The 25,835-nt window shown below is 59.0% G+C and carries 24 protein-coding genes and 2 tRNA genes; 22 read left to right on the forward strand and 4 right to left on the reverse strand.

Annotated elements, in window-relative coordinates; genetic code table 11:
* Position 1 precedes the first annotated feature (1 nt).
* Positions 2–1,027 (reverse strand): sensor histidine kinase, encoded by a 1,026-nt coding sequence (locus ARC78_RS10130; RefSeq protein WP_057506228.1) that lies wholly within the window; start codon positions 1,025–1,027, stop codon positions 2–4.
* A gap of 202 nt (positions 1,028–1,229) precedes the next feature.
* On the opposite strand from ARC78_RS10130, the gene ARC78_RS17130 reads away from it, so the two are divergent.
* The 6 genes from ARC78_RS17130 to ARC78_RS10160 are packed head-to-tail and all read left to right on the forward strand — an operon-like array spanning position 1,230 to position 7,739.
* Entirely contained in the window at positions 1,230–1,727 is a 498-nt protein-coding gene (locus tag ARC78_RS17130) for a GspH/FimT family pseudopilin (protein ID WP_425478281.1), read from the forward strand.
* A gap of 3 nt (positions 1,728–1,730) precedes the next feature.
* Positions 1,731–2,183, forward strand: a complete 453-nt coding sequence (gene pilV / locus ARC78_RS10140; protein ID WP_083468345.1) for a type IV pilus modification protein PilV — start codon at positions 1,731–1,733, stop codon at positions 2,181–2,183.
* Positions 2,180–3,199, forward strand: coding sequence for a PilW family protein (locus ARC78_RS10145; protein ID WP_054656776.1), 1,020 nt, complete (start codon positions 2,180–2,182; stop codon positions 3,197–3,199). The genes pilV and ARC78_RS10145 overlap by 4 nt, the downstream gene beginning before the upstream one ends.
* Positions 3,200–3,219: 20 nt before the next feature.
* Positions 3,220–3,747, forward strand: a complete 528-nt coding sequence (locus tag ARC78_RS10150; RefSeq protein WP_158499982.1) for a pilus assembly PilX family protein — start codon at positions 3,220–3,222, stop codon at positions 3,745–3,747.
* A 12-nt stretch (positions 3,748–3,759) separates the two neighbouring features.
* Positions 3,760–7,317 (forward strand): pilus assembly protein, encoded by a 3,558-nt coding sequence (locus ARC78_RS16345; RefSeq protein WP_096144949.1) that lies wholly within the window; start codon positions 3,760–3,762, stop codon positions 7,315–7,317.
* 14 nt (positions 7,318–7,331) lie between these two features.
* Positions 7,332–7,739 (forward strand): type IV pilin protein, encoded by a 408-nt coding sequence (locus ARC78_RS10160; RefSeq protein ID WP_054656792.1) that lies wholly within the window; start codon positions 7,332–7,334, stop codon positions 7,737–7,739.
* A 94-nt stretch (positions 7,740–7,833) separates the two neighbouring features.
* On the opposite strand, the gene ARC78_RS10165 is transcribed toward ARC78_RS10160, so the two are convergent.
* Both ARC78_RS10165 and ARC78_RS10170 read right to left on the reverse strand, forming a co-directional pair.
* Positions 7,834–7,910, reverse strand: a tRNA-Asn gene (locus ARC78_RS10165).
* Positions 7,911–7,985: 75 nt separating this feature from the next.
* Positions 7,986–8,543 carry a GspH/FimT family pseudopilin gene (locus ARC78_RS10170; protein ID WP_054656779.1) on the reverse strand — a complete coding sequence of 186 codons (558 nt, stop codon included), beginning with the start codon at positions 8,541–8,543 and terminating at the stop codon, positions 7,986–7,988.
* Positions 8,544–8,705: 162 nt separating this feature from the next.
* Here ARC78_RS10170 and uvrB point away from each other — a divergent pair, with 162 nt between their 5' ends.
* Complete coding sequence (gene uvrB, locus ARC78_RS10175; protein WP_054656780.1) at positions 8,706–10,721, forward strand: excinuclease ABC subunit UvrB; 2,016 nt, start codon at positions 8,706–8,708, stop codon at positions 10,719–10,721.
* A gap of 97 nt (positions 10,722–10,818) precedes the next feature.
* Positions 10,819–10,893, forward strand: a tRNA-Val gene (locus ARC78_RS10180).
* A 9-nt stretch (positions 10,894–10,902) separates the two neighbouring features.
* Here the strand turns inward: ARC78_RS10180 and ARC78_RS10185 are convergent.
* On the reverse strand, positions 10,903–11,256 hold the full coding sequence (locus ARC78_RS10185; RefSeq protein WP_054656781.1) for a hypothetical protein: 354 nt from the start codon (positions 11,254–11,256) through the stop codon (positions 10,903–10,905).
* A 290-nt stretch (positions 11,257–11,546) separates the two neighbouring features.
* Here ARC78_RS10185 and ARC78_RS10190 point away from each other — a divergent pair, with 290 nt between their 5' ends.
* The 14 genes from ARC78_RS10190 (at position 11,547) to ARC78_RS16945 (ending at position 25,811) form a co-directional block, all read left to right on the forward strand.
* On the forward strand, positions 11,547–13,220 hold the full coding sequence (locus tag ARC78_RS10190) for a type IV secretory system conjugative DNA transfer family protein (RefSeq protein WP_057506231.1): 1,674 nt from the start codon (positions 11,547–11,549) through the stop codon (positions 13,218–13,220).
* 454 nt (positions 13,221–13,674) lie between these two features.
* Complete coding sequence (locus tag ARC78_RS10195; protein ID WP_054656793.1) at positions 13,675–14,076, forward strand: TcpQ domain-containing protein; 402 nt, start codon at positions 13,675–13,677, stop codon at positions 14,074–14,076.
* A gap of 86 nt (positions 14,077–14,162) precedes the next feature.
* Positions 14,163–15,182 (forward strand): VirB8 family type IV secretion system protein, encoded by a 1,020-nt coding sequence (locus ARC78_RS10200; protein WP_054656782.1) that lies wholly within the window; start codon positions 14,163–14,165, stop codon positions 15,180–15,182.
* On the forward strand, positions 15,179–15,955 hold the full coding sequence (locus ARC78_RS10205; RefSeq protein WP_054656783.1) for a TrbG/VirB9 family P-type conjugative transfer protein: 777 nt from the start codon (positions 15,179–15,181) through the stop codon (positions 15,953–15,955). The genes ARC78_RS10200 and ARC78_RS10205 overlap by 4 nt, the downstream gene beginning before the upstream one ends.
* Positions 15,952–17,202, forward strand: a complete 1,251-nt coding sequence (locus ARC78_RS10210) for a TrbI/VirB10 family protein (RefSeq protein WP_054656784.1) — start codon at positions 15,952–15,954, stop codon at positions 17,200–17,202. The genes ARC78_RS10205 and ARC78_RS10210 overlap by 4 nt, the downstream gene beginning before the upstream one ends.
* A 15-nt stretch (positions 17,203–17,217) precedes the next feature.
* Positions 17,218–18,276 carry a P-type DNA transfer ATPase VirB11 gene (gene virB11 / locus ARC78_RS10215; RefSeq protein WP_054656785.1) on the forward strand — a complete coding sequence of 353 codons (1,059 nt, stop codon included), beginning with the start codon at positions 17,218–17,220 and terminating at the stop codon, positions 18,274–18,276.
* Positions 18,277–18,364: 88 nt separating this feature from the next.
* The gene (locus ARC78_RS10220; RefSeq protein ID WP_054656786.1) at positions 18,365–19,303 is read left to right on the forward strand and encodes a lytic transglycosylase domain-containing protein; all 939 of its coding nucleotides are present in this window, start codon (positions 18,365–18,367) and stop codon (positions 19,301–19,303) included.
* A gap of 73 nt (positions 19,304–19,376) precedes the next feature.
* Entirely contained in the window at positions 19,377–19,769 is a 393-nt protein-coding gene (locus ARC78_RS10225; protein WP_054656787.1) for a TrbC/VirB2 family protein, read from the forward strand.
* Entirely contained in the window at positions 19,762–20,082 is a 321-nt protein-coding gene (locus tag ARC78_RS10230; RefSeq protein WP_083468347.1) for a VirB3 family type IV secretion system protein, read from the forward strand. Before ARC78_RS10225 ends, ARC78_RS10230 begins: the two co-directional genes overlap by 8 nt.
* Before the next feature lie 81 nt (positions 20,083–20,163).
* On the forward strand, positions 20,164–22,611 hold the full coding sequence (locus ARC78_RS10235; protein WP_057506232.1) for a VirB4 family type IV secretion/conjugal transfer ATPase: 2,448 nt from the start codon (positions 20,164–20,166) through the stop codon (positions 22,609–22,611).
* Positions 22,612–22,667: 56 nt separating this feature from the next.
* The gene (locus ARC78_RS10240; protein ID WP_145974317.1) at positions 22,668–23,462 is read left to right on the forward strand and encodes a hypothetical protein; all 795 of its coding nucleotides are present in this window, start codon (positions 22,668–22,670) and stop codon (positions 23,460–23,462) included.
* Between the two features lie 79 nt (positions 23,463–23,541).
* A complete protein-coding gene (locus ARC78_RS10245) occupies positions 23,542–24,699 on the forward strand; it encodes a TrbL/VirB6 family protein (RefSeq protein ID WP_057506233.1) in 1,158 nt (385 codons plus the stop codon).
* A 12-nt stretch (positions 24,700–24,711) separates the two neighbouring features.
* The gene (locus tag ARC78_RS17030) at positions 24,712–25,215 is read left to right on the forward strand and encodes a DUF4189 domain-containing protein (RefSeq protein ID WP_089153116.1); all 504 of its coding nucleotides are present in this window, start codon (positions 24,712–24,714) and stop codon (positions 25,213–25,215) included.
* A gap of 197 nt (positions 25,216–25,412) precedes the next feature.
* On the forward strand, positions 25,413–25,811 hold the full coding sequence (locus tag ARC78_RS16945; RefSeq protein WP_338062230.1) for a hypothetical protein: 399 nt from the start codon (positions 25,413–25,415) through the stop codon (positions 25,809–25,811).
* Positions 25,812–25,835: the final 24 nt, after the last annotated feature.

Here is a 25,835-nt window from a genome sequence, read left to right on the forward strand (position 1 = left end):
CTCAGGGCGGTATCGGGAGTGTGACGATGGTGATGTGGCGACCGTTCTCCGAGCGTGTCGCTACACCCCCTGCGCCGCCGGTCATTGCATGTATCCGGGCACGTGCCGACTCCAGGCCCACGTTGTGTCCATTCCTTAAAGGGCGTGTGCCGCTAGGGGCCAGATCGTTTTCGATTGTGATACTGATGCCGCGCTCGCTTTGCGTAAGCCGCAGGCAGATTTCGCCGCCCTCAGGCGAGGGTTCGATGCCGTGATGGATTGCGTTTTCCACCAGTGGCTGGATCGAGAGTGAGGGGACGCGTAGAGGAGGGATTGCTGCCGGTAACTGCCATGAGATGCGCATGCGATCCCCGAATCTGAGTGCCTCGATTTCAAGGTAACGCCGCGACAACGCCAGTTCCTCCTCCAGGGGGATTTCCTGGGGGCCCGCCAGTGCGGCGCGGAAGAGATCGGCAAGGTCCAGCAGCAGGTGTTCCGCGCCACTTGGATTGTTGTGCACCATCGCAGCGCCGGTGTTGAGCGTGTTGAACAGGAAGTGGGGACGTATGCGGGCCTGGAGGGCCTCCAGTTCGGCCTGTTTTACGCGCAGGGCGAGCTGGCGTAAGCGCCAGTGGTTCTGGAAAGCGACAACCGCTAGCAGTCCGAAGGTGAGGATGATCCCGGTAAAACGAAGCAGTGCGGGCTGCCAAGGACTGGCCGACTCTGGCCAGAGATCACGCAGCAGCCACCAGCTCGCAGTGCATACCAATAAGGTGGATAGCACCAGCACGAGCAGGGTGACGTTTGCGATCCATGAGGGGGAGAGTCGGGACAGCGGGCGCCGCAGGAGGTACAGGGCGCCAAGTGCCGACAGCGATATCCATTGGATCATGAAGGACAACGCGCCGAACAATACCCAGCGGCTGCCGCTGTGTTCCGGTGCCAATGCCAGGATGATCGCCAGCCCCTCGCCGGCCAGGACCGTCCAGGTCACGGCGGGAGCTTTCCAGAGAGTGTCCAGCGGGGTGATGGGCAATTTTTCGGGCATCGGGAGGGGCCAGGGGGAGTTGGGGGCCTTTGGTCGTTCCGGAAGACCGCTCATCCCCCGAAGCGCTGATTTCTGTTGTTGTTTGGCCTAGTGTCCGAGCTTAGTGAATATGGGGAGCGTATGCATGGCCGATTCCAGGCTGCGGAAGTGTGGCGGCGCGATCGGGAGGTGCCGGGTCGAGGGGTTCACCCTGGTCGAATTGATGGTAACGGTTGCTGTCTTGGCCATCGTGGCCGCGATCGCCACGCCCAGTTTCGGGCGGATGATCAGCCACAATCGTCTGGTGGCGGGCGGCAATGAAATGGTGGCCGCGATACAGGCGGCACGTTCAGAGGCGATTGCCCGCCGGGCGACGACGACGTTCTGTGCCACTTCTGATGGGCAGACCTGCTCCGGTGCCAGCGGGAACCGCTGGCTGGTGCTGGCGACAAAAAATGGCGTGTCCACGGTTGTGCGATCTGCCGAAGTCAACCCGGCATTGACGGTGACAGTGAGCCCGAATGTGGCTGCGGGAAATGCGCGAATCTCCTTCACGCCGGCCGGGTTCGTGCAGGTGGGGGGGCGGACCAGTGGGACGGTCGCTGTATGTGCACCGAGCCTTCCAAATGAGAATTCATTTGATGTGTCTGCCAGCATGGTGCGTGTTGCTTCCGCTAAGCGCGCCGCGGGGGCTGGGTGCCGGGCACCAGGAGATATATGAGTCATGACTAGCAGAAGGAAAATTTCATCGTCGCTCAATGCGCAACTGGGCATTGGCATGATTGAGGTGATGGTGGCGGTACTGGTGCTGGCGATCGGCGTGCTGGGAGTGGCCGCGCTGCAGGCGATCACGCTCAAGAACACCGGCAGTTCGGCAAGCAGGACCCAGGCGGCAGTCCAGATCTACTCGATGATGGACATCATTCGCGCGGATCGTACGAACCTGTCCATCTACAACACGAATATCTACGTCGCTGGCGAAGGCAGCGGGCAGGCTGGCACGCTGGATGGCTGGCTGGATGGCCTGCAGTCAACTGTCGCTCCTGATGCACAGGGGCGGGTGATCTGCGACGCGGGACGCATGGTCTGCTCGGTAGGCATCCAGTGGAACGACGAGCGCGGCACCGGTGGTAGTACAGACGATCCTGAGCGAATCGAGGTCACCAGCCAGCTATGAAACGGATCAATTACTCGAGAGCCCGCGGCTTCACGCTGATTGAGCTGATGGTGGCCTTGCTGCTGGGTTTGCTGGTGGTTGCGGCAGCGGGAAGTATTTTCCTGTCAAACCGGCGGGTGTATGGCTCGACCGAGGCGGTAAATCGCATCCAGGAAAACCAGCGAGCCGCTTTTGAAATGATCGCGCGCGATTTGCGCGAGGCGGGAATGAATCCATGCGCGCGCTTCAATGCGACAAAGCCGTTGACGATGCAGATTGCGGCGCCTGATCTGAATTTCTGGAACGGCGTGGTCAACGGAATCTCCGGGGGAACCGCAGGTGGCCAGGATTTCGTTGCCGTGTATCTTGCAAATGGGCAGCAGTACCGTGTGCAGGAGCACGCCCGGCCGGTCAATGCGCTGTCTGTCCATTCCGTTGCGGGGCTGTCCGCTGGGCAGGCATTGATGGTGTGTAACGCGGATGAGGCGATCGCCTTCTCTGCAACAGCAATCTCCGGATCCAATATCGAGCACGCCGCGGGTGCCAATTGCGGTGCAGGCCTGACACCAGCGCCGGATGCAAGCCGCTGCACCTTGGCTGAGTCCGGCCCGGGTTATTGCTTCCGCATCGCGAGTACGCCGACCGCTGCGGATGTGACCAATTGTCCTCGTGGTATCGGACGTTCGCCTGCATTCGTGGTCGCGCCTTATGAGGCGCGATGGACGGTCGATAACAACGGAAGAGGGGGCCGTTCACTCTATCGCACGGCCCAAGGGGCGAGGAGTGAAATCGCCGAAGGAGTCACTAATATGACGCTCGGATACAAAATTGGTGCGGCAGTGGGATATTCGGACGCCGCCGCAGTCACGGCGGCAAATGCTTGGGCACGAGTGACGTCTGTACATCTAACGCTCGCCTTCCAGGCAGAGCAGGGAGCGATGGCTGCGCGGGACGTTCAAGGCGTGGATGGAAATGTTATCACCCGCACAATGGAGGATTTCATCGTCCTGCGTAATCACCAGGAGGATATCCAGTGAGTCCGAGCCGGAATATGGGTGTGAGTGCGTCTGCCCAGTCGGGCGCCGCCCTGATGGTGGTGTTGATGCTGCTGGTGATTATCACCCTGCTAGGTCTGGCTTCGATGCGCGGTGCGATCATGCAGGAACGCATGGCCGCCAATACTGTCGCCCGGAGTCGAGCCTTCCAGGTGGCGGAAGCCGGGCTGAGGCAGGCGGAGATCGTTGTGCGTGATGGCAATGTCACTTTCCCGTCTTCCGGGTGCGCGGCCGGGCGTTGTGCCATGCCCATGCCTGATGCGGAACCGGCTTGGGCAGAAGCGGGTTTTTGGGAAGACGGCGGCCAGTTCCAGGAGGGAACGCCAGTGGGCAGTGGAAGTGCCGTACTCACTCCACGCTTTGTGATCGAAGATTTCGGAACGTCGGTGAACGGGGGCGGTGCGTCAGACTGCATTGATGTTTCCAAGCCCTGTATCACCACTGCGGAACAGAGCGTCTACCGAATTACAGCTTACGCAGCCACGCCCAATGGCGGCGAGGTCGTTGTCCAATCGATGTATCGTCGCTGATCGGGGCGTGCTATGAAATCCAATAATTGCCAAGAAAATATTCTCGCCGCCCGCGTCCGGACGGCTATCGCCGTAATGGCTATGTCGATGGTTGCCGCAGCATCCGCGCAGGCGGCGCCGACGTCCTTTCCCCAGTATCCGCTGCTGACCGGCGGTGAAGTCATACCGCCGAATATCATGCTGATCCTTGACGATTCTGGGTCGATGGAGGCGGTTCATATGCCCACCGATCGCTACTCTTTGAGTGATCTTGTGCGAGACAGGTCCTATATAAACAACACGCTTTACTACAATCCTGATCGGGATTACAAGCCGTGGCGGAAGGCGAGTGTTGATTTGGATGATCGGTTTGGTAATGCAAACTTCCGTTCCGTTTCAAGTTCAACAACTTCCGTAAGCAACGGCGGTTTTGATCTTCGCGATCAGGCGGAATCGTATTTCTACATACCCAAGGCGGGGGTTTCCAATCCAGGGACTAATTCGTCGAATTACGATAAATATCGGATCGCGAGTTCTTCTTCTGCCAACAGCTACAACGGCGGTGTGGTTCAGAAGCAGGTCTCGCGGACGGACGTGATCTTGAGTGGTACGGTTTCGGTCGCAAATAGAGGGAGTTCCGCCTGTTTCGCGATTCCTGTCGATGGTGTGGATACTGTGACTCTTCAGGTGTCAGGAAGTAGGAATGCGGATCTTTATGTTTTTTCAAATAGTAGTTGCGCTAACAACTCGCAGCTGAATAGCGATACTAGCAACAACAATACTAAGAGCTTGTCTGTCAACGTCTCTTCGAGATCGTGGATTTATCTGCAGATCCGAAATGGTTCGAATAGTAATATTTCAAACATAAGCTACTCGGCCTCTGTCTATAGGGAGTGGGAGGACGCCACCCCCGCACGTACCGTGAAAGATAAAGATGGCAATATGCTTCCGCCTCGGGCACAGGCTGATGAGCTGCAGAATTTTGCCAACTGGTACCACTATCATCGGTCGCGGAACAAGATGGCCAAGGCGGGGGCCTCTGAGGCATTCGGGCGTCTTGGGAAAAATTATCGTGTCGGGTTCGACACCATCTGGAACAGGCGTAATGGGAATACTGTTTCTGTAAGGGGCAGTGTGCCCGCGTTTCCAATTCCCACAGCCACCAACGATGGGCTGTTCGAGAGCGCTAATCGCAGTAATTTCTACGATAGCCTGCAAGCGGCTACCGCGAGTGGCAACACGCCACTTCATGGTGCTTTGCAGCGTGCCGGACGCTACTTCCAGACAGATGCGCCGTGGAAGGACAGTAGTGGAAACATGTTGAGTTGCCGCCAGAATTACGCCCTGCTGACCACCGATGGCTATTGGAACCAGGCGGACTCTGCCGGCGGCTATAGTCCCGCGGTTGGGAATTCGGATCTGGGAAGCAAGCACGGCGATGCGGTCGCCGATACATTGGCCGACGTCGCCTATGAATTCTGGAAAAAGGATCTGCGGGCGGATCTTGGAGATAATGTAAGGCCGACGGGTGCTGATCCGGCGACTTGGCAGCATATGGTCACCTTCGGCATTTCGATCGGCTTGCAGGGTACGTTGGATCCCAATCAGGAACCGCCGGCGGCGGGTAGGTGGCCAAATCCGATTACCAATTCCGGTGCAGCCCGTATCGACGATCTTTGGCATGCCAGTCTGAACGGCCACGGCAGCTTTGTTGTTGCTACAGATACAGACAAGTTCGCGGCAGCGTTGACTGCCGCGCTCAGTGCGATCGACTCGCGTAGTGCATCTGGATCGAACATCGCATCTAGCTCGACCAAAACGGAGTCATCCACCTTGACGTTCGTCGCGGGATTTACTTCGGTAAGCTGGATTGGTGACTTGATTGCAAGCCCATTCAATGCCGCTCTCACCGGGGTGTCAGATACACCGCTTTGGGCGTTGTCCAAGACGTTCGGCGCAGGGGGGGTGAATAGCGGCTTCGCAGACCGGACGGTCTTGACCAGCTTTGGCGGTACTGCCCAGCAGTTCACGAGCAGTATGCCCTCTGCTGGCGTTTTCGCCCGTAGCGGCACTGCGGATGCGGTTTCCGCAGCTGACAATATCGATTATCTGCGCGGCGACCAGAGCAGGGAGGAGGGGCGCGTGGGTGGAGTATTGCGCAAGCGCGCATATCCGCTTGGCGATATCGTCGACTCCTCGCCCAGCTATGTTGAGGATACCAATACCGTTTACGTAGGGGCCAATGACGGCATGCTGCACGGTATCCGGGCCACGGATGGGAAGGTGCTGTTCTCCTATGTTCCGAAAGGATTGGATTTTGAGGCCATGGCCGGCCTGAGTGCTCCTTCCTACGAACACCGCTATTTCGTTGACGGCCAGATGGATGTGATCAGTCGCGTCAACCAGGGAAGTGGGCGGAACATCCTCGTTGGTGCGTTGGGGCGTGGTGGGCGAGGTGTATTCGCGCTGAATGTCACCAATCCCGCCTCCATGGGTGCCTCGAATGTTCTGTGGGATGACACGTTCCAGACTCCCGCGTCCGGCGCCGATCCGGACAGGGATATGGGCTATGTGTTTGGTGCGGTGCGCATCCGTAAAGGAAATGGGGGCAAGACATACGCGCTGGTGCCGAATGGTATCGATAGCCCGAATGGTTCCGCTACGTTGTATGCCTACGAGCTGGCTGCCAACGGCGCGGTTACCCGGAAGCACACACTTATTGCCGACGCTGGCACCGGAAACGGGCTGATGTCCACGGGCATGGCGGATTTCAACGGCGACGGCTTGATCGATGTCGTATACGGCGGGGATCTGAAGGGCAATGTCTGGCGCTGGGATTTCGAGGGCACCAACCCGGGTGCGGCTGTGAAGCTGTTCCAAGCCAAGGACGCAGGGGGCAACCCGCAGCCGATCACCGGAGGTCTCGCCGTTGGTCGCGATACGTCCGGGCAGGTGTTCGTGGGATTTGGCACCGGCAAGTTCATTTCCAACGGCGATGTACCCGCTCCCGGTATTACTTCCCAGACCCAGAGCATTTACGGGATCATCGACACCGGCGCGACTATTGCTGCGCGCAGCCAACTTGAGGCACGCACGATTCCGTTTTCTGGAAAGACAGCCAAGGGCGAGGATGCCCGCGGGTTCGAGAACTACTCTGTGCTTCCGTCCAGCAAGCAGGGCTGGTATATCGACCTGCCAGTACCTGAGCGCGTGACCTCAGCGCCCACGGTATACGGATCGGCGATGTATCTGGCGTCTGTGATTCCGGCGACGGGAGCTGATTGCTCGGGCGCAGCGGGTAGTGGGTTTGTAAATGCGCTGAATCTTTTCACCGGCACCAGTCCCAAGTCGGGAGGCTATTTCACCGATCAGACAGGTCTGAAGGACAAGGATGGCAACCCTGGCGTGATTGGTTCGGTAGGTATCAGTGGCGGCATGCCGACCGAGGTCAATGTGACCAGTTCGTTGGCAACGGTGGGTACCGGCCAGGGCCCCAGTGACCTGAGCAGCGGTACGTCGAGCTCGGGTATCAATCCTCCGACCGGTGGGCGGCCGAGCCGCATCAGTTGGCGTGAGATCGTGGCGCAATGAGGGAGAGTGTGAAGATGCGCAGGGAAAAAGGTTTTACGTTGATCGAGCTGATGGTCGTGGTGGCGGTGCTGGGCATTCTTGCCGCCATCGCCCTTCCCAGTTATACGCAACATATGGTGAAAGCCAGGCGTGTAGCAGGGGCGACCTGCCTGATGGAAATGGCGCAGTTCATGGAGCGCCATTACACGACCAACATGTCTTACACCGATGCGGTGTTGCCCAACACCGCTTGTATACAGGAAGTGTCGGACCATTATGTGATCCGGGCGCCGGCTATCGCGGCTACCAGCTATACGCTTACTGCTACGCCAACGGGTACGCAGGCTTCAAAAGACACTTTGTGCGAAACGCTGAGTATCAATCAGGCGGGGGTGCGAAGCGTCACTGGAAGTGCTGGCAGCAACGTGAGCAAGTGTTTCTGATCAAGAAGGCCGGCCCGCAGATGTGGGCCGGCCTTCTTGATTTCTCTGGGAACGGGCATAAAAAAACCTGCCGTGAGGCAGGTTTTTTTTAATCTGGCGCCCGAAGTTGGACTCGAACCAACGACCCCCTGATTAACAGTCAAGTGCTCTAACCGGCTGAGCTATTCGGGCGAGGCGCACATTGTATTGATGTGCGCACCTGGGCGCAAGAGTGAATTTCACGCGCGATGGCCGTGCGTGCGGATGTCAGGTGCAGGGTGCAGGCGAACTGGATCTGGCGAGCCGTATGCGGCCCGTGTTGTTGATGATGATCTGGATCGACTGGCGGTTGTCGATGCAGGTTGTGATGGTGAGATTGCTGCCGGCGCTCCGTCCGTCGGGAAGGTAGCGGGCTTGGTTGCGGCCGGCCGACGAGGTGATACGGATGTCGTTGTCCGGGCTTCTTGTCTCGGTAGCAACTATGTGGCTTGGGTGGTCCGGTCTTCTGTTGCCATCGGAGTCCATGAACACCAGCCAGCCCGCTGTCCAGTCAGGCGTGGTGTGGCAGGTGCTTCCATTGGTGGAAGGGCAGGTCGCAACGATCGAGCGATGGGTGACCGCCCGACTCCTTGCCAGGTTCAGGTGCGCAACCAACAGGTTGTTGGCGGCGATGCCGCGCTGTCGTTTCAGCAGCTCGCTGAACGAAGGTGCAGCCAGCGCCAGGGTGATGGCGATGATGGAGGTGGTGACCAGCAGTTCGATCAGGGTGACGCCGGTGGAGCAGATGTACTGGGGCTGATGCCTGGGGCGCGGTGCTCTGGCCATGCTTCCTCCTTTGCCCGGTCCGGATGAAGAGAAGTGGCTATCGTTGTTCGAGACAAGGGCGCGCGTTATCAGACAGTTGCAGTACGAGTGGTAGGGAAGCTGCCCGGCCAGTTGTCATCCGGCGGCTCGCTATAATCGGCAAGTCCCGTTGTTGAAGCTGCCATGACCGACCGTTTCCAGCTCGTCTCCCCGTACTCGCCCGCAGGTGATCAGCCGGCCGCGATTGAAAAGCTCGTCGCCAACTTCGAGGCGGGGATCGCCAAGCAGACGCTGCTGGGGGTCACCGGTTCGGGCAAGACCTACACCATCGCCAATGTGGTGCAGCAGGTGCAGCGGCCGACCCTGGTGATGGCACCCAACAAGACCCTGGCAGCGCAGCTGTACGGCGAGTTCAAGGCGTTCTTCCCGCATAACGCGGTGGAGTACTTCGTCAGCTACTACGACTACTATCAGCCCGAAGCCTATGTGCCGTCTTCGGACACCTTCATCGAGAAGGACAGCTCGATCAACGAGCACATCGAGCAGATGCGTCTGGCCGCGACCAAGACGCTGTTGTCGCGCCCCGATGCGATCGTGGTGGCCACCGTGTCGGCGATCTATGGCCTCGGTGCGCCGGAAGACTATCTGTCGTTGCGGCTGATCCTGTCCACGGGCGAGCGCATCGATCAGCGTGATCTGATCAAGCATCTCACCCAGCTGCAGTACACCCGCAACGAATACGAGCTGCAGCGCGGCACCTTCCGTGTGCGCGGTGAGGTGATCGATGTGTTTCCCGCGGAGCTGGACAGCGAGGCATTGCGCATCGAGCTGTTCGATGGCGAGATCGAGCGGCTGGGGATGTTCGATCCACTCACCGGCGAAAGTCTGCGCAAGCTGCAGCGCTACACGATCTATCCGAAGACGCACTACGCGACCACGCGTGAGCGGGTGCTGGCGGCGGTCGAGACCATCAAGGTCGAGTTGAAGGAGCGTCTGGAACAGCTGTATGCGCAGAACAAGCTGGTGGAGGCGCAGCGGTTGGCGCAGCGCACCCAGTTCGATCTGGAAATGATGGCCGAGGTCGGCTACTGCAACGGCATCGAGAACTACTCGCGGCACCTCACCGGCAAGGCGCCGGGCGAGCCGCCGCCGACGTTGTTCGATTACCTGCCGGCCGATGCGCTACTGGTGATCGACGAATCGCATGTGACCATTCCGCAGATCGGAGCGATGTACAAGGGTGATCGCTCGCGCAAGGAGACGCTGGTGGAGTTCGGCTTCCGTCTGCCGTCTGCGCTGGACAACCGCCCCCTGCGTTTCGAGGAATGGGAGGCGCGCTCGCCACGCAGCATCTATGTGTCGGCCACGCCCGGGCCGTACGAGCTGCGCGAATCCGGCGAGGAAATCACCGAGCTGGTGGTGCGGCCGACGGGGCTGGTGGATCCACCGGTCGAGATCCGGCCGGTGGGCACGCAGGTTGATGATCTGATGTCCGAGTGCAATGCGCGGATCAAGATGGGCGATCGCGTGCTGGTCACCACGCTGACCAAGCGCATGGCGGAGAACCTGACCGAGTACCTGGGCGAGCACGGCATCCGCGTGCGCTATCTGCATTCGGATGTGGACACCGTGGAGCGTGTGGAGATCATCCGTGACCTGCGCCTGGGCAAGTTCGACGTGCTGGTCGGCATCAACCTGTTGCGCGAGGGCCTGGATATGCCAGAGGTGTCGCTGGTGGCGATCCTGGATGCGGACAAGGAGGGCTTCCTGCGTTCAACCGGCTCGTTGATCCAGACCATTGGCCGCGCGGCGCGCAACGTACGTGGCAAGGCCATCCTGTATGCGGACAAGATCACCCGTTCGATGCAGGCGGCCATTGATGAGACCGACCGGCGTCGGCAGAAACAGGTCGAGTACAACGAGGCCCATGGCATCGTGCCCAAATCGGTGGCGCGTGCCATCGTGGATATCCTCGAGGGGGCGCATGAGGAGTCCTCGCCCAAGTCCAGTGCCAAGGGCAAGGGGCGGCGTGTGGCCGAGCCGGAGGCCGACTATCTGCCGATGGAGCCGGCCAGGCTGGCCGCGCGGATCAAGGAGCTGGAGCAGCAGATGTACCAGCATGCGCGTGACCTGGAGTTCGAGGATGCGGCCCGTGTGCGCGACAAGATCCATCGCCTGAAAGAAGCCAATCTGGGCTGATCGCAGGCAATGTGAAAATTTTTTTGAAAAACTATTGTCCTTCCCGGATTGCAGGGTTAAGATACGCGCCCTCGCAACGACAAATTGTTGCTGAGAAGGGCGGTTAGCTCAGCGGTAGAGCACTACCTTGACATGGTAGGGGTCACAGGTTCGAACCCTGTACCGCCCACCACTAAGTACCTTAGATTGCAGGGAACAGTGGATAAGAAAAAAAGCCGGCCCAGTGCCGGCTTTTTTGTTGCCGCGGGCCGGGCTGCAGATCGTTCCTCGGCATCGCCAGCATACGGCTCTTTGCCGCAGCGCCCATGTTCCGTCGTCGAGCGGCTGTCAGGATCGGGTGGGGTGTGCTCTGACCTTGGGTGTCAGGATGCTCGGTAATCGTGCGGATGGGGTGTTCTACTTTCGTATCGTCCCCGTGCGGTTCCCGGATGTCTGTTTTCGTCTTTTGGGCCGCCATCATGTATGCCGGCGTTTCCTGCCAAGCCTCCATTATCTGTTGTGCTTGAAAGCCGGTTCGTCGGCCTTTCACCTTCATTGCGTCGCTCCGTCCCGGCACGCGGGTAGGTGCTTTACGTCTTCTGCTTTACCTGCATATCCGGGTTCCGGAGTTGTGGACTGCATCTCGTCTGCCGGGCGGTCAGGCCTTCCATACTGGAGTACGCCTTGACCGGCGTGCGAGGCGTCCTGCGGTCTAGGCGGTGGGTGATGACCTCCGTGTCATCGCACGGTACCCCAGAACATGCGGTAACCGTGTGTTGCGCGTGACCTGCGCGTTGCCGGGATCGTAAAAAATCTAGACGGGTCCTATGGAATGGAGATCGGGATTTGACCAGGAACAAATGGATTGCTCTGGCCCTCACTATCGTCCTGTTCGGCGTAGCCGGCTACATGGTGTCCGGGTATGTCGTGCTGTTGTTGCTCAAGGCCGATACCGCGAATTTCGGTGTACTGACCTACAAGCAATATCTCAACGCCTTGAGCGTGCCGCAGTGGGCGCCGTACGCCGCCAGGATACGGCTTGCCGGCTACATCGGATTTGGTGTCTGTGGTGCCTTGTGGGTCGCAACGGTCCTGATGCTGTTCCGTCCGCGCAAGCGCTCTCTGCATGGAGATGCACGGTTTGCCAGTGCATCGGACCTGGCCGCGCAGGGCATGTTCAAATCCGGCGGCACCGGACTGATCGTCGGCAAATTCGGGGGCAGGATTGTGCGTCTGCCGGGGCAGCAGTTTGCGATCCTGGCGGCGCCAACGCGCTCGGGAAAAGGCGTTGGCATCGTGGTTCCCAATCTCCTGGACTACGAGCAGTCCGTGGTGGTGCTGGACATCAAGCAGGAGAATTTCGATCTGACCAGTGGCTGGCGGGCAAGCCAAGGGCAGGAGGTATATCTGTTCAATCCGTTTGCCGAGGATCGCCGCACCCATCGCTGGAACCCGCTGACCTATGTTTCAGCCGATCCTGTGTTCCGGGTATCGGATCTGATGAGCATCGCGGCGATGTTGTATCCAGATGGCTCCGATGATCAGAAATTCTGGATCAGCCAAGCCCGCAATGCGTTCATGGCGTTCGCCTTGTACCTGTTCGAGAACCGCGATGACGAGCGGCGTTCCGGCTTTCCAGGCGCCAGCGGGGTTCCGACACTCGGCGCTATCTATCGGCTGTCTTCCGGTGACGGTACCGATCTCAAGCCTTACCTGAAAGGACTGGCGGCACGGCCGTTCCTCAGTGCCAATACGCGCTCGGCGTTCTCGAACCTGCTGTCCCAGGCTGACGAGACATTCGCCTCGATCATGGGAACGTTCAAGGAGCCGCTCAATGCCTGGATCAATCCGGTTCTTGATGCGGCCACCAGTGCGGATGACTTCCTGCTGACGGATCTGCGCAAGAAGAAGATGACGATCTACATAGGCATCCAGCCCAACAAGCTGGCTGAGAGCCGATTGATCGTGAATCTGCTTTTCAGCCAGATCATCAACCTCAACACCAAGGAACTGCCCCGGGGCAATCCGGAGCTCAAGTATCAGTGCCTGCTGTTGATGGATGAGTTCACTGCCATCGGGCGTGTGGACATCATTACTTCCGCGGTGGCGTACATGGCGGGCTACAACCTTCGTCTGCTGCCGATCATCCAGTCCATGGCACAGCTGGATGCAACGTATGGCAAGGACGTATCGCGCACCATCATCACCAACCACGCGCTGCAGATTCTGTACGCCCCGCGTGAGCAGCAGGATGCCAATGACTACTCCGAGATGCTTGGCTACACTACGGTGCGCCGTAAAAACGTCACCAAAGGCCGCGAGACCAGTCATAGCACCAGTGAAGAACGCCGGGCGCTGATGCTGCCACAGGAGCTGAAAGCCATGGGGGCGGAGGCACAGGTATTTCTGTATGAGGGCATTGCCAACCCGGTGAAATGCGAAAAAATCCGCTATTACCAGGATCGCTACTTCACATCCCGTCTATTGCCCCGGGTGATTGCGCCGGTACTGACGCTCTGAAGCGGAGTTTTCCTACGCTCGCGTACAGGGTCAGCGGCTTGTCTTAGGTGATCATCTTGAAACTGTGCGCCAGTCGATTGACGTTCATCTTCCCGGAAGGCAGATTCTGTTCAACCGCAAGACGGCGGGTGACATAAAACCGTCGCGCGGTTCTGCTGGATGCTCTGGGGGAGTGATGAGGCAGGGAAGTCAGGGGCCATGCCGCCTGTTGAATATTTTTCCCGTGATACGGAGATCACCTTTTCGTATGCACACCCGTCTTGGCCTGCCGGAATCATCCCTGGTCCGCTGTCCGTAGATGACTTGAAGTTGATTGCCCTGCGATTCCCTGGGAAGGATCCGTCGCGCCTTTTCCCTTGTAGTTCGATCTTTCCATCCGCGCTGGCGAATGGGTAACGAGGTGAATGTGAAGCGTCTTCTTCAGAATATTTTTGTGCTGACAGCGACAGGTCTGATGCTGGCCGGCTGTGGCACGACGCCTGCCCGGGATTTTGGCGGGCGCTGGCAACCGGTAAACCGTTTCGCCAGTACGACGCAGGAGATCCCGCTTTACAGCAGCTATGTGTACCAGGCGACGCCAATGGACGGCACGCTCAAGGCCATGCTTGAGCGTTGGGCCAAGGATGCGGGAATGACCTTGGATTATCGGCTCAGCTCCGATTACACCTTGCATGGTGCGGTCTCGAGGATCGGTACTACCAATCCACACGAGGCCATGACTGACGTCACTGCCGCCTATGCGATGCAGGGGGTGTCTGTTTCGATCGTGGGTAACAGCATCGTGGTGCAAACCGTGACCCAAGGGGCTGCACCGGTCGCGTCGACGGCCAGTGGGCCGCTTCATAACGGAAGCTGACGCGGCACTGCAAGCAGCGAACCCGGTGTGCCCACGCTACGCGTACAGCGCATCCCTCTTGATGGCCATGCAGCACGGATGAATCCATGTTCGGTAGAAAGGATGCAGGCAGCAGTCAGAAGGTCGATCACGCAGTGGCCAAGGCCGTCAGCTACGAGTTGACTGTTGCCGATATGGCACGACGCAGCGAGCGTCGCGCCTGGCGGGTGGCGAGCGTCTCGTTGCTGATGTCATTGGCACTGGTCGGCGGCTATTACTACATGCTGCCGTTGAAGGAAAAAGTGCCCTTCCTGGTGATGGCCGATGCCTACACCGGCACTGCCACCGTAGCCCGGCTGAGCGGCACCTTCCAGGGTGAAACCATTACCGCCCATGAAGCGATCAATCGCAGCAATGTGGCCCAGTATGTATTGGCGCGCGAGTCGTTCGATTCGGCGGTCATGGGACTGCGGGACTGGGACCTAGTGTTCACCATGTCGTCCGAACCGGTGGCTGCCACGCAGCGGCAACGCTATGCGAACAATAATCCGCAGAACCCGGTTTACGTATACGGCGTCAACAAGGCGATACGGATCAAGATCCTGAGCATCACCCCGTTGGGTGCCGAACCCGATGGTGGCTTCCGAGGCGCTTCGGTACGCATCCAGCGTAGCCTGCTGGACAAGAACACGGGTGTTGCGCAATTTCTCGACAACCAGCTGGTCACGATGCGGTTTGAGTATCGCACTGATCTGGCGCTGTCCGAACACGACCGCGTACTGAATCCGCTCGCTTTTCAGGTGACCGAATACCGGGTTGACAACGACTACGCGCGCGGTGTGCCGGTACCGGATGACGCGGCGATGGCTCCTTCATCCCTGCAGGCGTCGATGCACGCCAATTACGATCCGACCTCTTCCGAGGCAGCCACCCTGATCGATCCGGCTGCGGGTCAGCCGGGTTCCCTGCCGGCTCAACCCGCGCCGGGCCACTCCATGCCCCAGGGAGCCGCCGGGCAAGTCATGCCAGGGATGGTGCTGCCAGGCCACGTCGCACCACCGCAATCGGAGCGGCCGCGTGGCCAAGGAATTTCCACCGGAACTGCTGAGGGAGTTGGCAACCGATGAGTAGTGCAAGAGTTTGGTGGACCATCCTGGTCCTGTTGCCGATGTTGGCCGGGTTCAGTGCTCCGGTTGCAGCGCAGGCGGTGCACCAGTACGAATACGAGAAGGACCGCATCTATCCGGTCCGTACCGGATTGGGGCTGACGACACAGATCGAACTCAGTCCCCACGAGAAGATCCTCGACTACAGCACCGGTTTCAGCAATGGCTGGGAGCTGACGCGTCGTGAGAACGTGTTCTATCTGAAGCCTAAAAATATCGATGTCGACACCAACATGATGGTGCGCACCGAAACCCATTCCTACATCTTCGAATTGAAGGTGGTCGCGACCGACTGGCGCCAGCTTGAACAGGCGCGGCGGGCCGGCGTGCAGTACAAGATCACCTTCAACTATCCCGGCGGCACCGAGTTCAGTGCGGCCCGGCAAGCTGTTGAGGAAGAGCTCCAGCCGCTGGTGAGTGCGGAGCTGGCCAAGGACCGTCACTACAATTTCGATTACGCGTATTCCACACGTAGCGCGAAGAAAATGGGTTGGCTGATTCCAGTCAATGCCTATGACGATGGACGCTTCACCTACCTGAGGCTGCCTGTGTCGCCGCAGTATAAAACCGGTATTTTCCCCGCGGTGTTTGGTCGCGAGACCGAACATGGCGAGGATTTTGTCGTCAACACCACGGTCGAGGGCAATGCGCTGATCGTGCACGGAACCTATCCCTACCTGGTGATCCGTCATGGTGACAGCGTGGTGGGCTTGCGAAGGAACGTGAAGAAATGAGCCAGCACACTATCCCCGGCAATGCGGCGGACAATGCGCGCGATCAGGGCGGCGAGAGCGCACCGGAAGTCATCGATTCAACCTCGAGCAATCCCTATTACGGTAGGGCATACGCCGAGTCAGCCCCGGATCTTGACGCCGCCGCACCGAAGTTGCGCTCGGCCGAAGAGCAGCGCTTGAATCGCAAGGCGCTGTTTTTTCTGGGCAGCATTGTGGTGCTGCTCATTTCCATGGGCTTCCTGCTGCTGCGCAAATCCAGGGATGATCAGCAGTTGCCGGCCAAGGTCAATGAGACGGCGCGCGTATCCACGCCGGAACTGCCGACCGCGCCGCCGTTGGAACAGCAGGTGCAGGCTGCTCCCATTCCAATGTTGCCGCCGTTGCCACCGCAGGAGTTGCCGCGCGCGCCGGCAATGTTCGCTGCCCCGTCTGCGATACACGACTCCAGCAGTGGCCCGAGCCTGATGGACCGGCGTATGGGATCGGTCGGGGGCATGGGCAGTGGCGATGGGCAGGGTGCTAACGGCGGTGCGTCCGCGGGGATGGACGACTACACGCGCGCGATGCTGGCGCAACTACCCGGCAACCAGCCGCCACAAGAGGCCAAAGTGCGTCGCGGCCCGGACGTGGAAGATGTTTCCAGTGCCAGTTTCCTCCGTAGTCCGGATGCGCTGCTCGTACGTGGTACGTACCTGCGCTGCGTACTTGAAACCCGCATCATCACCGATGTGCCAGGTTTCACCTCCTGCCTCCTGACCGAGCCGGTGTATTCCATCAATGGCCGCAGCCTGCTGTTGCCAAAGGGCTCGAAAATCTACGGCGCCTATGGCGGTGGTCCCAGCGGAGAGCGTGTCGCGGTGGTATGGGACCGCATCACCACTCCCAATGGTATCGACGTGGCCATGTCCAGTCCGGGGGTTGACCAGCTCGGTGGAGCCGGTCACCCGGGCCAGTACAGCGCACACTGGGGCAGCCGCATCACCTCCGCGCTGATGATCAGTCTGCTTGCCGATGCCTTCAAATATGCCGCTGCCGAACATGGCCCGGAATCGACAACGATCACCAACAGCGGCCTGGCCATCCAGTCACCTTATGAAAGTGCCACGGCACGCACCATGGAGCGACTGGCCAATGAGGCGCTGAGTCAGCGTCGGCCACCCACTGTCACCATCAACCAGGGTGTTGTGGTCAGTGTCTACGTGGCCAAGGACGTCGATTTCAGCGACGTGCTGCCCATGCGCCGCTGACGTCAGGGATCGATCATGGATGTCGAAGTGACGCCGATTGCTGATGTTTCCAGTGAATTCCTCAGATACCAGTACGAGGTCTTGGGCATCGACCAGTACATGGCTTCGTCCGAGGTGACGGAAATCTGCATAAACCGTCCGGGCGAGGTGTATCTGGAGACGCGTGAGGGATGGCAACGTGTGGAGGTTCCCACGCTGAGCTTTGAGCGTGCGCGCCAGTTCTGCACCGCCGTGGTCAACGAAAGCAATACCGGACAGCGCATCACCGACACCGATCCGGTGGTGTCATTGACGTTCCCCACCGGCCAGCGCGCCCAGTTCGTGATCCCGCCGGCCTGCGACGCCGGCAAGGTTTCCATCACCATCCGGTTGCCGTCCCGGCACACCAAGACGTTGCAGCAATACCAGCAGGAAGGATTTTTCGACCAGATCCTGGACCAGGGTTCGACATTGAACGAGCAGGATCGTGAGTTGCTCGAACTGCGCCACGCGCGCAATTACGCCGAGTTCTTCCGGCGTGCCGTGCTGTATCGCAAGAACATCGTGGTCTCAGGGGCGACCGGCAGCGGCAAGACCACGTTCATGAAATCGCTGGTCAACCATATTCCCGCCACTGAGCGCCTGGTGACGATCGAGGATGCGCGCGAACTGTTCATCAGCCAGCCCAATGTCGTCCATCTGCTGTACTCCAAGGGCGGGCAGAGTGCCAGCAATGTCACTGCCAAGAGCTGTATGGAGGCCTGCCTGCGCATGAAGCCCGAACGCATCATCCTGGCCGAATTGCGCGGCGATGAAGCGTTCTACTTCATCCGCAACTGTGCATCGGGCCATCCCGGCTCGATCACCAGCTGCCACGCGGGCAGTCCGGAGCAGACCTGGGACCAGCTCGCATTGATGGTCAAGGCGTCGGTGGAAGGCTCTGGACTGGAGTTTTCGGTGATCAAGCGCTTGTTGATGATGACCATCGACGTCGTCGTGCATATCAAAGCCCACGCCGGCAGCCGCTACATCACCGGCATCGACTTCAACCCTGAACGTGCATTTTCCCAGGCCGAAGTGAGCGCTCCGATATGACTTGCCAGAAGATGTGCTGCGTTGTCGCAACGGGTCGTGCCGCACGCTACTGCCAGGCGCAGTTCGTAGTCAGCGGGAGGGGGCGCTGATGCTGCCGGGTATGGAAATGCTGGCGTGTCCGGAAATGGCCGTGCCGATGGATGTGATGAGGCACGTGGTCGAGGTTGAATCCTCGCGTAACCCGTATGCCATCGGCGTGGTTGGCGGGGTGTTGGCGCGCCAGCCGCGGCAGTTGGACGAGGCCCTCGCGACCGTAAGGATGCTCGAACAACAGGGCTACAACTTCTCGGTCGGCCTGGCCCAGGTGAATCGCTACAACCTGGCCAAATACGGGCTGGATTCCTATGAAAAGGCCTTCCAGCGCTGTCCCAATCTGCAGGCCGGCTCACGCATCCTGGCCGAGTGCCACAGGCGCTCAGGCAACGACTGGGGCAAGTCCTTCAGCTGCTACTACTCGGGAAATTTCACCACCGGCTTTCGGCACGGCTATGTGCAGAAGGTGTTTGCGTCCATTGCCGGTGAACGCGTAGGTGGCGGAGCCACGGCAGTGGGAGTCACCCCGATCAATGTGGTCAGTCGGCAGTCGCAGCGGCGGCGGGGCGATATTTCCCGTCATCCGCGAGGTACCGGAGAAGCGAGCGACGTGGTCAGTGCACGGGTTGCGTCTCCATCAGCGGCAGCGGCAGCGGCGCTGGCAGATGGTCAGGCCGCCGGCACAGATCCTGACCGCGCCTACGAGAGGTATCCGTCTACCGGCGCAATGGTGCGTGGCGGGCTGGCTCGCGCCGGCGATGTCGCGTTGTCGCGGGGAGTGCTGGAGGCGATGGACCCTGTGGTGCAGCAGCCGGTATCTATCGCACAGCCTTCTTCCGCTCCGCCGGCAGCAGCGCAGCTGCCGGGTGCTCCGGTGCTGTTGCGACCGTGGAGCGCGCGGAATCCATCGCAGGCGGAACCGGCGCAGACCGATCCGGCCACGGCGATGCCTGCCGCCAATATTCCCGTGGGGGATTCAGCCTTCGTGTTCTGACGAAGTTGTGGCACGGCCAGCCACACGGTATGGCCGATTCAGTTGTTTTGGACCATCGACAAGGAAATCATCAATGAAGCGTACTTCTCTCGATTCCGCCAACGTCCAGCGCACGCTGAAGACCCTGCTGATGGCAATGGTCTTCGCTGGTGTGGTCTTTGTGCCGGACGTATTTGCCCAGGCAACCAATTTTGGAGGCGCTGACAAGAAGGTCTGCGGCTTCTTCAACAACATCAACGGCCTGCTCAACCTGGCCTCCATCGCCGTGGTGACTATCGCGGTGATCTTCGCCGGCTATCAGATTGCCTTCGCCCATAAGCGCATTGCCGATGTGGCGCCGATCCTGATCGGGGGCCTACTGATCGGCGCGGCCGGCCAGATCGCCAAGATGCTGCTGGGCGACAGCAGTGGCACCTGTGCCGCCACCACCATGCTGATCGACGTGGTCCAGCATTACCGTGCATAAGAATGTGCTGTTCCGGGGGTGTACGCGCCCGCCCATGTTTCTGGGCGTGCCGTACGTCCCCTTCTTTCTGGTGGCCGGTGGCCTGCTGCTGTTGGGCATGTATTTCAACATGTGGCTGCTGCTGTTGATTCCGCTCGCCATTTTTGTGATGCGGCATATGGCCAAGCGTGACGAAATGATTTTCCGGCTGATTGGTCTACGCCTGCATTTCAAATTCAAGGCGCGCAATCTGCAGCAGCACGATGGCATGTGGGTGTTTTCGCCCAACCACTATCGCAACAGACCACCGCCGTCATCCTCCGGTGACAGGTAACAAACCGTGCAGGCGACCCCTTCGTCGCCTGCACGGTGCGGCAGGTAGACCCCTTTCGCGGTACCTCAACGGAAGCCGTTCATGTTCAGCCCCGACACCTCCATCAGTGAATTCATCCCCCTCTCGTCGCACGTGGCGCCGACGGTCGTAAAGACCACAGGCGGGGATTTTCTGCTGACGTGGCATCTGCAGGGGCTGCCCTTCGTAGGCCGCGAGGATTGGGAACTGGAGCACCGCCACAACACCTTCAACCGGTTGTTGCAGACCCTGCGTGCCCCCGATTTCGTCAACGTGGCGTTCTGGGTGCACGACATCCGCCGTCGGCGCCAGCTCACCTCGCGAAGCCGGTTCGGCCAGCGTTTTAACCAGGAAGTGTGCGACCAGTACATGGACATGCTTTCGGCGCAGCGGATCATGCAGAACGAGTTGTACCTGACGATGCTGTACCGCCCGGTGGTGGCGGGCAAGCGGCTGATGGACAAGTCCTCGGACGTCGTCAAGCTGCAGGCCGAACAGGATCAGGCGGTTGCCACACTGCTGGAAATGGCGGGCAACGTCGAGGCGGTCATCCGTGATTACGCGCCGTACCGCATGGGTATGTATGAAGCGAAAAACGGCCAGGTATTCTCCGAAACCCTGGAGTTCTTCGGCTACCTGCTCAATCGCATCGACGAGCCGGTGCCGGTGCTGTCGGCCCCGGTCAAAGACTACCTGCCGGTCAGCCGCCACATGTTCTCGGCCAAGACAGGTGATTTTGTGGTCAGTACGCCCCACGGCATCAACCACTTCGGCGCCATTCTCAACATCAAGGAATATGCCGATGGGACGTATCCCGGAGTACTCAATGGACTGAAGTATCTCGATTTCGAGTATGTCATCACCCATTCGTTCAGTCCGATGGGGCGGCAGGATGCGCTCAAGGTGCTGGACCGCACCAAGGGCATGATGATTTCCTCCGGTGACAAGGCGGTAAGTCAGATCATCGAGTTGGACCAGGCGATGGATCAGCTGTCATCGGGCAACTTCGTGCTGGGCGAATACCATTTCATCATCGCGGTCTATGCCGACAGCCAGGAAAAGCTTTCCCACAACATTGCCGCGACCCGCGCCGAACTGTCCAATGCCGGTTTCGTGTCAACCAAAGAGGACCTCGCGGTCACCTCGGCGTTCTATTCACAGTTACCCGCCAACTGGCGCTATCGCACCCGCTTGGCCAACGTCAGCTCGCTGAATTTCCTCGGGCTGTCGCCGCTGCACAACTTCGCCACCGGCAAGCCGCACAACAACCCCTGGGGCGATTGCGTGACCACGCTGCAGACCACCAACGGGCAGCCGTACTACTTCAATTTCCATGCCACGCATCCTTCGGAGAATTCGCTCGGCGAGAAGGCCATTGCCAACACCATGGTCATTGGCAAGTCCGGCACCGGCAAGACGGCGCTGATCAACTTCCTGCTCAGCCAGGTGCAGAAGTACGAACCGTCGCCGACCATCTTCTTCTTCGACAAGGACCGCGGCGCCGAGATCTTTGTGCGCGCCTGTGGCGGCAACTATCTGGCGCTTGAGAACGGGGCATCGACCGGATTCAACCCTTTCCAGTGCGAGAACACCGAAAGCAACGTGCAGTTCCTGGCCGACCTGATCAAAGTGCTGGCCGGCAAGCGCGAATACAGCGCCCGCGAGGAAGATGACATCTACCGCGCGGTGGCGAGCATGCTCGACACGCCGATGCACCTGCGCAGCATGACCAACTTCCAGAAAAGCCTGCCCAACATGGGCGATGACGGCCTGTACGCACGCCTGCGCCGCTGGACATCGGGCAACTCACTGGGCTGGGTGTTCGACAATCCGGTCGATACCGTGGACCTGGGCAAGGCAAGCATCATCGGTTTCGACTACACCGACATCATCGACAATCCTGAAGTGCGTGTACCGGTCATCAATTACCTGTTGCATCGCTTGGAATCGCTGATCGATGGGCGCCCGCTGATCTACGTTATGGACGAGTTCTGGAAGATCCTCGATGGCGAGGGAGGGCTGAAGGAATTCGCCAAGAACAAGCAGAAGACCATCCGTAAACAGAATGGGCTGGGCATCTTCGCCACCCAGAGTCCGGAAGATGCGCTCAAAAGCGACATCGCCGCCGCGCTGATCGAGCAGACCGCTACGCTGATCCTGCTGCCCAATCCCAATGCCAGTCGCTCGGACTATATCGACGGACTGAAACTGACCGAAGCCGAATTCAAAGTGGTCACCGCTTTGGATGAGCGCTCACGCTGCTTTCTGGTCAAACAGGGCCATGCCGCCAGTGTGTGTCAGCTCAATCTGCGCGGTATGGATGACATCCTCTCGGTTATTTCCGCCTCCACCGACAACATCGAGGTGATGCATCGCGTCCTGCTGGATGTCGCGGAACGGGAGAACGTGGCAAAAGCTGACCTCAGTCCCGAGCAGTGGCTGGACGAGTTCTACAAGAGGCGAAAAGGCTCAGGGAAAGCACATTCGCCCCGAAACGAGGTCGCAATTTGATTCATTGCGGAATTTCATAAACCCACGATCAGAAGATCCCTGTTTTGGAGAACGTCATGAAACGATCGGGAAGGAGTAATTCGAATCTTCAATCGCATCACAGCGGGGTGGCAATTGTTTTTGGAGTCGCGCTGGCACTTGGGGCTGTCACCGCCCATTCGCAACAGGCGGTCGTGGAAGTGGGTCCTAGTTTTGGGCAGCAAATTTTAAATCAGATCAATACCTACCGTGCCCAGATCCAGCAAGCGGCCCAGTACATCAAAGACAACACTCAATGGGCTACCGACTGGGCACAGACATTACGGGAATACCAAGAGGCGCTGGTGACGGTACAGGGGATCATCAATTCGTTCGGATTGCCTGATGCTGCGCCGCTGACGCCGGTGGCTCCCAACTACCTGGTCGCTGAGACCTGTGGCAAGGATGCGGATCTGAAGGGCTGGTTGAGCTCAGTCGTGTTCGGCTCCGGCGGTGACTGGAAAAGCCAGCAGACCCAGATTTGCGTGAACATTCGCATGATGCAGAACCGAAAATATAATGAATCGGTGGATTTCATGCTTACTACCGCCCCGTCGTTCCTCAACAGTCTTGACCGGATTGCCAGCCTGCGCCTTCTGAGCAACAGGCGTGGCGACATGGACGCGGTCGTAAACGATTCGCTGCGTACCGCCAACGAAATCAATGCGGCGGCCAAAAATTTCGAGGCGCGCATGAAGTCCTATGACGCCTACATCGAGGTCATGGAGGCCAACCAGAAGCTGATTGCGCATAGGGCGATGAAAGGCCCGTCGTCGTTGGCCGGTGATCTGGTCAAGACGGCCGCACTGAAGACGGCGCTGAGCATCGACTGAGAGCTCAGCGGATGAGCCGGGACATCGTCAGCAGTGGCGACGAAAAGCGGTCTGATGGAACTAATCAGGAATGACAGGAATGAATGTCCGATCGATTGAGAGCTTTGATTTAACCGGCGGGTTGCAGGACCTGCTGGGCCATGCCATACGCATGCAGTCGATCGGGGATTTTGCGTTTTTCCGATTCATCCTGACTTACCTGCGTAAGCGCATCGATGCGTTCAGCATCGAGCTGCTCGGCAATATGATGGCCTGGGTAGGCGGCATCGCACTGACCTTGATGACGCTCTGGGTGTTGCTTCAAGGCTTCCGGATCGTCACCGGGCAAAGCCGCGACTCGATGATGGTTCTTGTCACCAATATGGCGCGGGCTGCATTTATCGTGAGTGTGGCTACCAGCATGGCCATGTTCGGCGGCAGTCTGAAGCAGTTTATAACCAAGGACGTAAGAGACGAGATCACCTGGGTTGTAACCGGCAAGAACGAGTCGCCGGACGAACAGATCGACAAGAGCCTGGCTTGGATGCAGGTGGCGCTCTCAAGCGTCGATGCGATCAAGGTGCTGGACGATGACAATCTGCGCGACGACAAGAACCGGGCATTGTTGGCCATCGGTCTGGGCACCGGTGGGCCTGCGGTGACTGCCGGGTCGATGTTGTTGCTATATGAGGTGGCGATCGCGCTCTTCATCGGCTTGGGGCCGCTTTTCATCCTGTGTTTGCTGTTCGATCAGACCAAGCAGCTGTTCCAGCGCTGGCTCTTCTATGGACTGGGGACGATGTTCTCGATGGCGGTCTTGGCCGCGATGGTGTCGATCGCACTCGACATGGTCATTCGCGTGTCCGCCGCGTTCTGGACCAGTGCACTGGTCGACAAGTACCTGTTGGATGTGGCGACTGGTGGTGGTTTGAGCAGCCAAGCGATGCAGCAGGGCGGCATGGGGCTGATCCTCACCACATTGATCCTGACCGCCCCCCCGATGGCCGCCATGTTTTTCCAAGGAACGTTGGGAAGTTTCATGGCGTATTCGCAGATAGGTGGTGGTGCGGCTGGTACGCCGAGTGCCGATGGTCGTCCGCCGGGTAGCTATACGCCATCTTCGCCGAATAAGGCACACGCAGATGATGGAGGGCGCCGTGAAGCTGACGGCGGAAGCAGGATGATTCTACCCCAGAATAATGCAGCGGTAGCTCCGGAAACGGGGCTCCGGGCCGCACCTCGCAATACTGGAAACTGAAGGAGATTTAGCATGTTTTCTATATCGCGTGCGTTTTTCTTTATCCTTCTGCTGTTGGTATCAGTCGCGACATATGCGGAAGGACCATGTCCGCCTGGGCAGTATCCGGTCGGAGGGCAGGGGGTGCTTGGTTGTGCTCCAATTCCGAGTGGAGCATCAGGCGCAGTCGGGCCAAGGGCCACAGGGCGCTGGATCAAAACGTGGGGAGTGATTTCAGTCTCCCGTAGCGGCGATATGGGGGCTTCAGTGGGTCAAAGGTCTAAGAGAACAGCTATATCTGAAGCTCAGCAGCGTTGCGCGACCTATGGTGCGAAGGATTGCAGTGTGTTCGCTAGTTATAAGAACCAGTGCATTGCGTACGGAATAGCCCAAGGAGGGCGAAAAATTAGATCGAATACGGCGGCTACAAAAGAGGTGGCCGTCCAGCGTGTGCAGGAAATGTGCGCGAAGGATGGATTGGTGGAATGCGAAATAAAGTACACAGATTGCTCTGAACCTATTTTCGAAAAATTTTAAACAGTTGGCAGCGTGATTTTTGATTATTGCTGAGTAGTGGGCTGTATTTTATTTGGTCTTATTTTAGTGAGTTTGTTTTCTATCGTTAGCTGTCTATTGGTGTTCCTTTCTCCGATCTGCTGAGGTTATTGCTCAAATTGTAGCAGTTCCACGGTGCCAGTGGCGATACCTTTGATATTTCAGTGGTGTGGTGGTTGTTGTCCGTTGCATTCTGGATCGGCGAAATTTTCGGAGATTTCCGATTGGATGTGGCGACTGGTGGTGGTTTGAGCAGCCAAGCGATGCAGCAGGGCGGCATGGGGCTGATCCTCACCACATTGATCCTGACCGCACCCCCGATGGCCGCCATGTTTTTCCAAGGAACGTTGGGAAGTTTCATGGCGTATTCACAGATTGGCGGTGCGGCAGGCGCGCAGCCCGGCCCGCAGGGGCAGCCACCGGGCTCTTACTTGCATCAAGCTCCTGAAAATAACCGTGGCAGTAGTGGAGGAGGCGGCAGTGGTGCAGCTGACATTTCGCGGGCATCAATGCCCATTTCCTCTCCCGCCTCTACCGGGGGGCAGGCAGGTCGGCGTGGAATGGCGAGTAACGATTAATGGGGTAATCCCCCCGGCTGTTAG

It is taken from the genome of Stenotrophomonas pictorum JCM 9942 (assembly GCF_001431585.1).
Classification (GTDB): domain Bacteria; phylum Pseudomonadota; class Gammaproteobacteria; order Xanthomonadales; family Xanthomonadaceae; genus Stenotrophomonas; species Stenotrophomonas pictorum.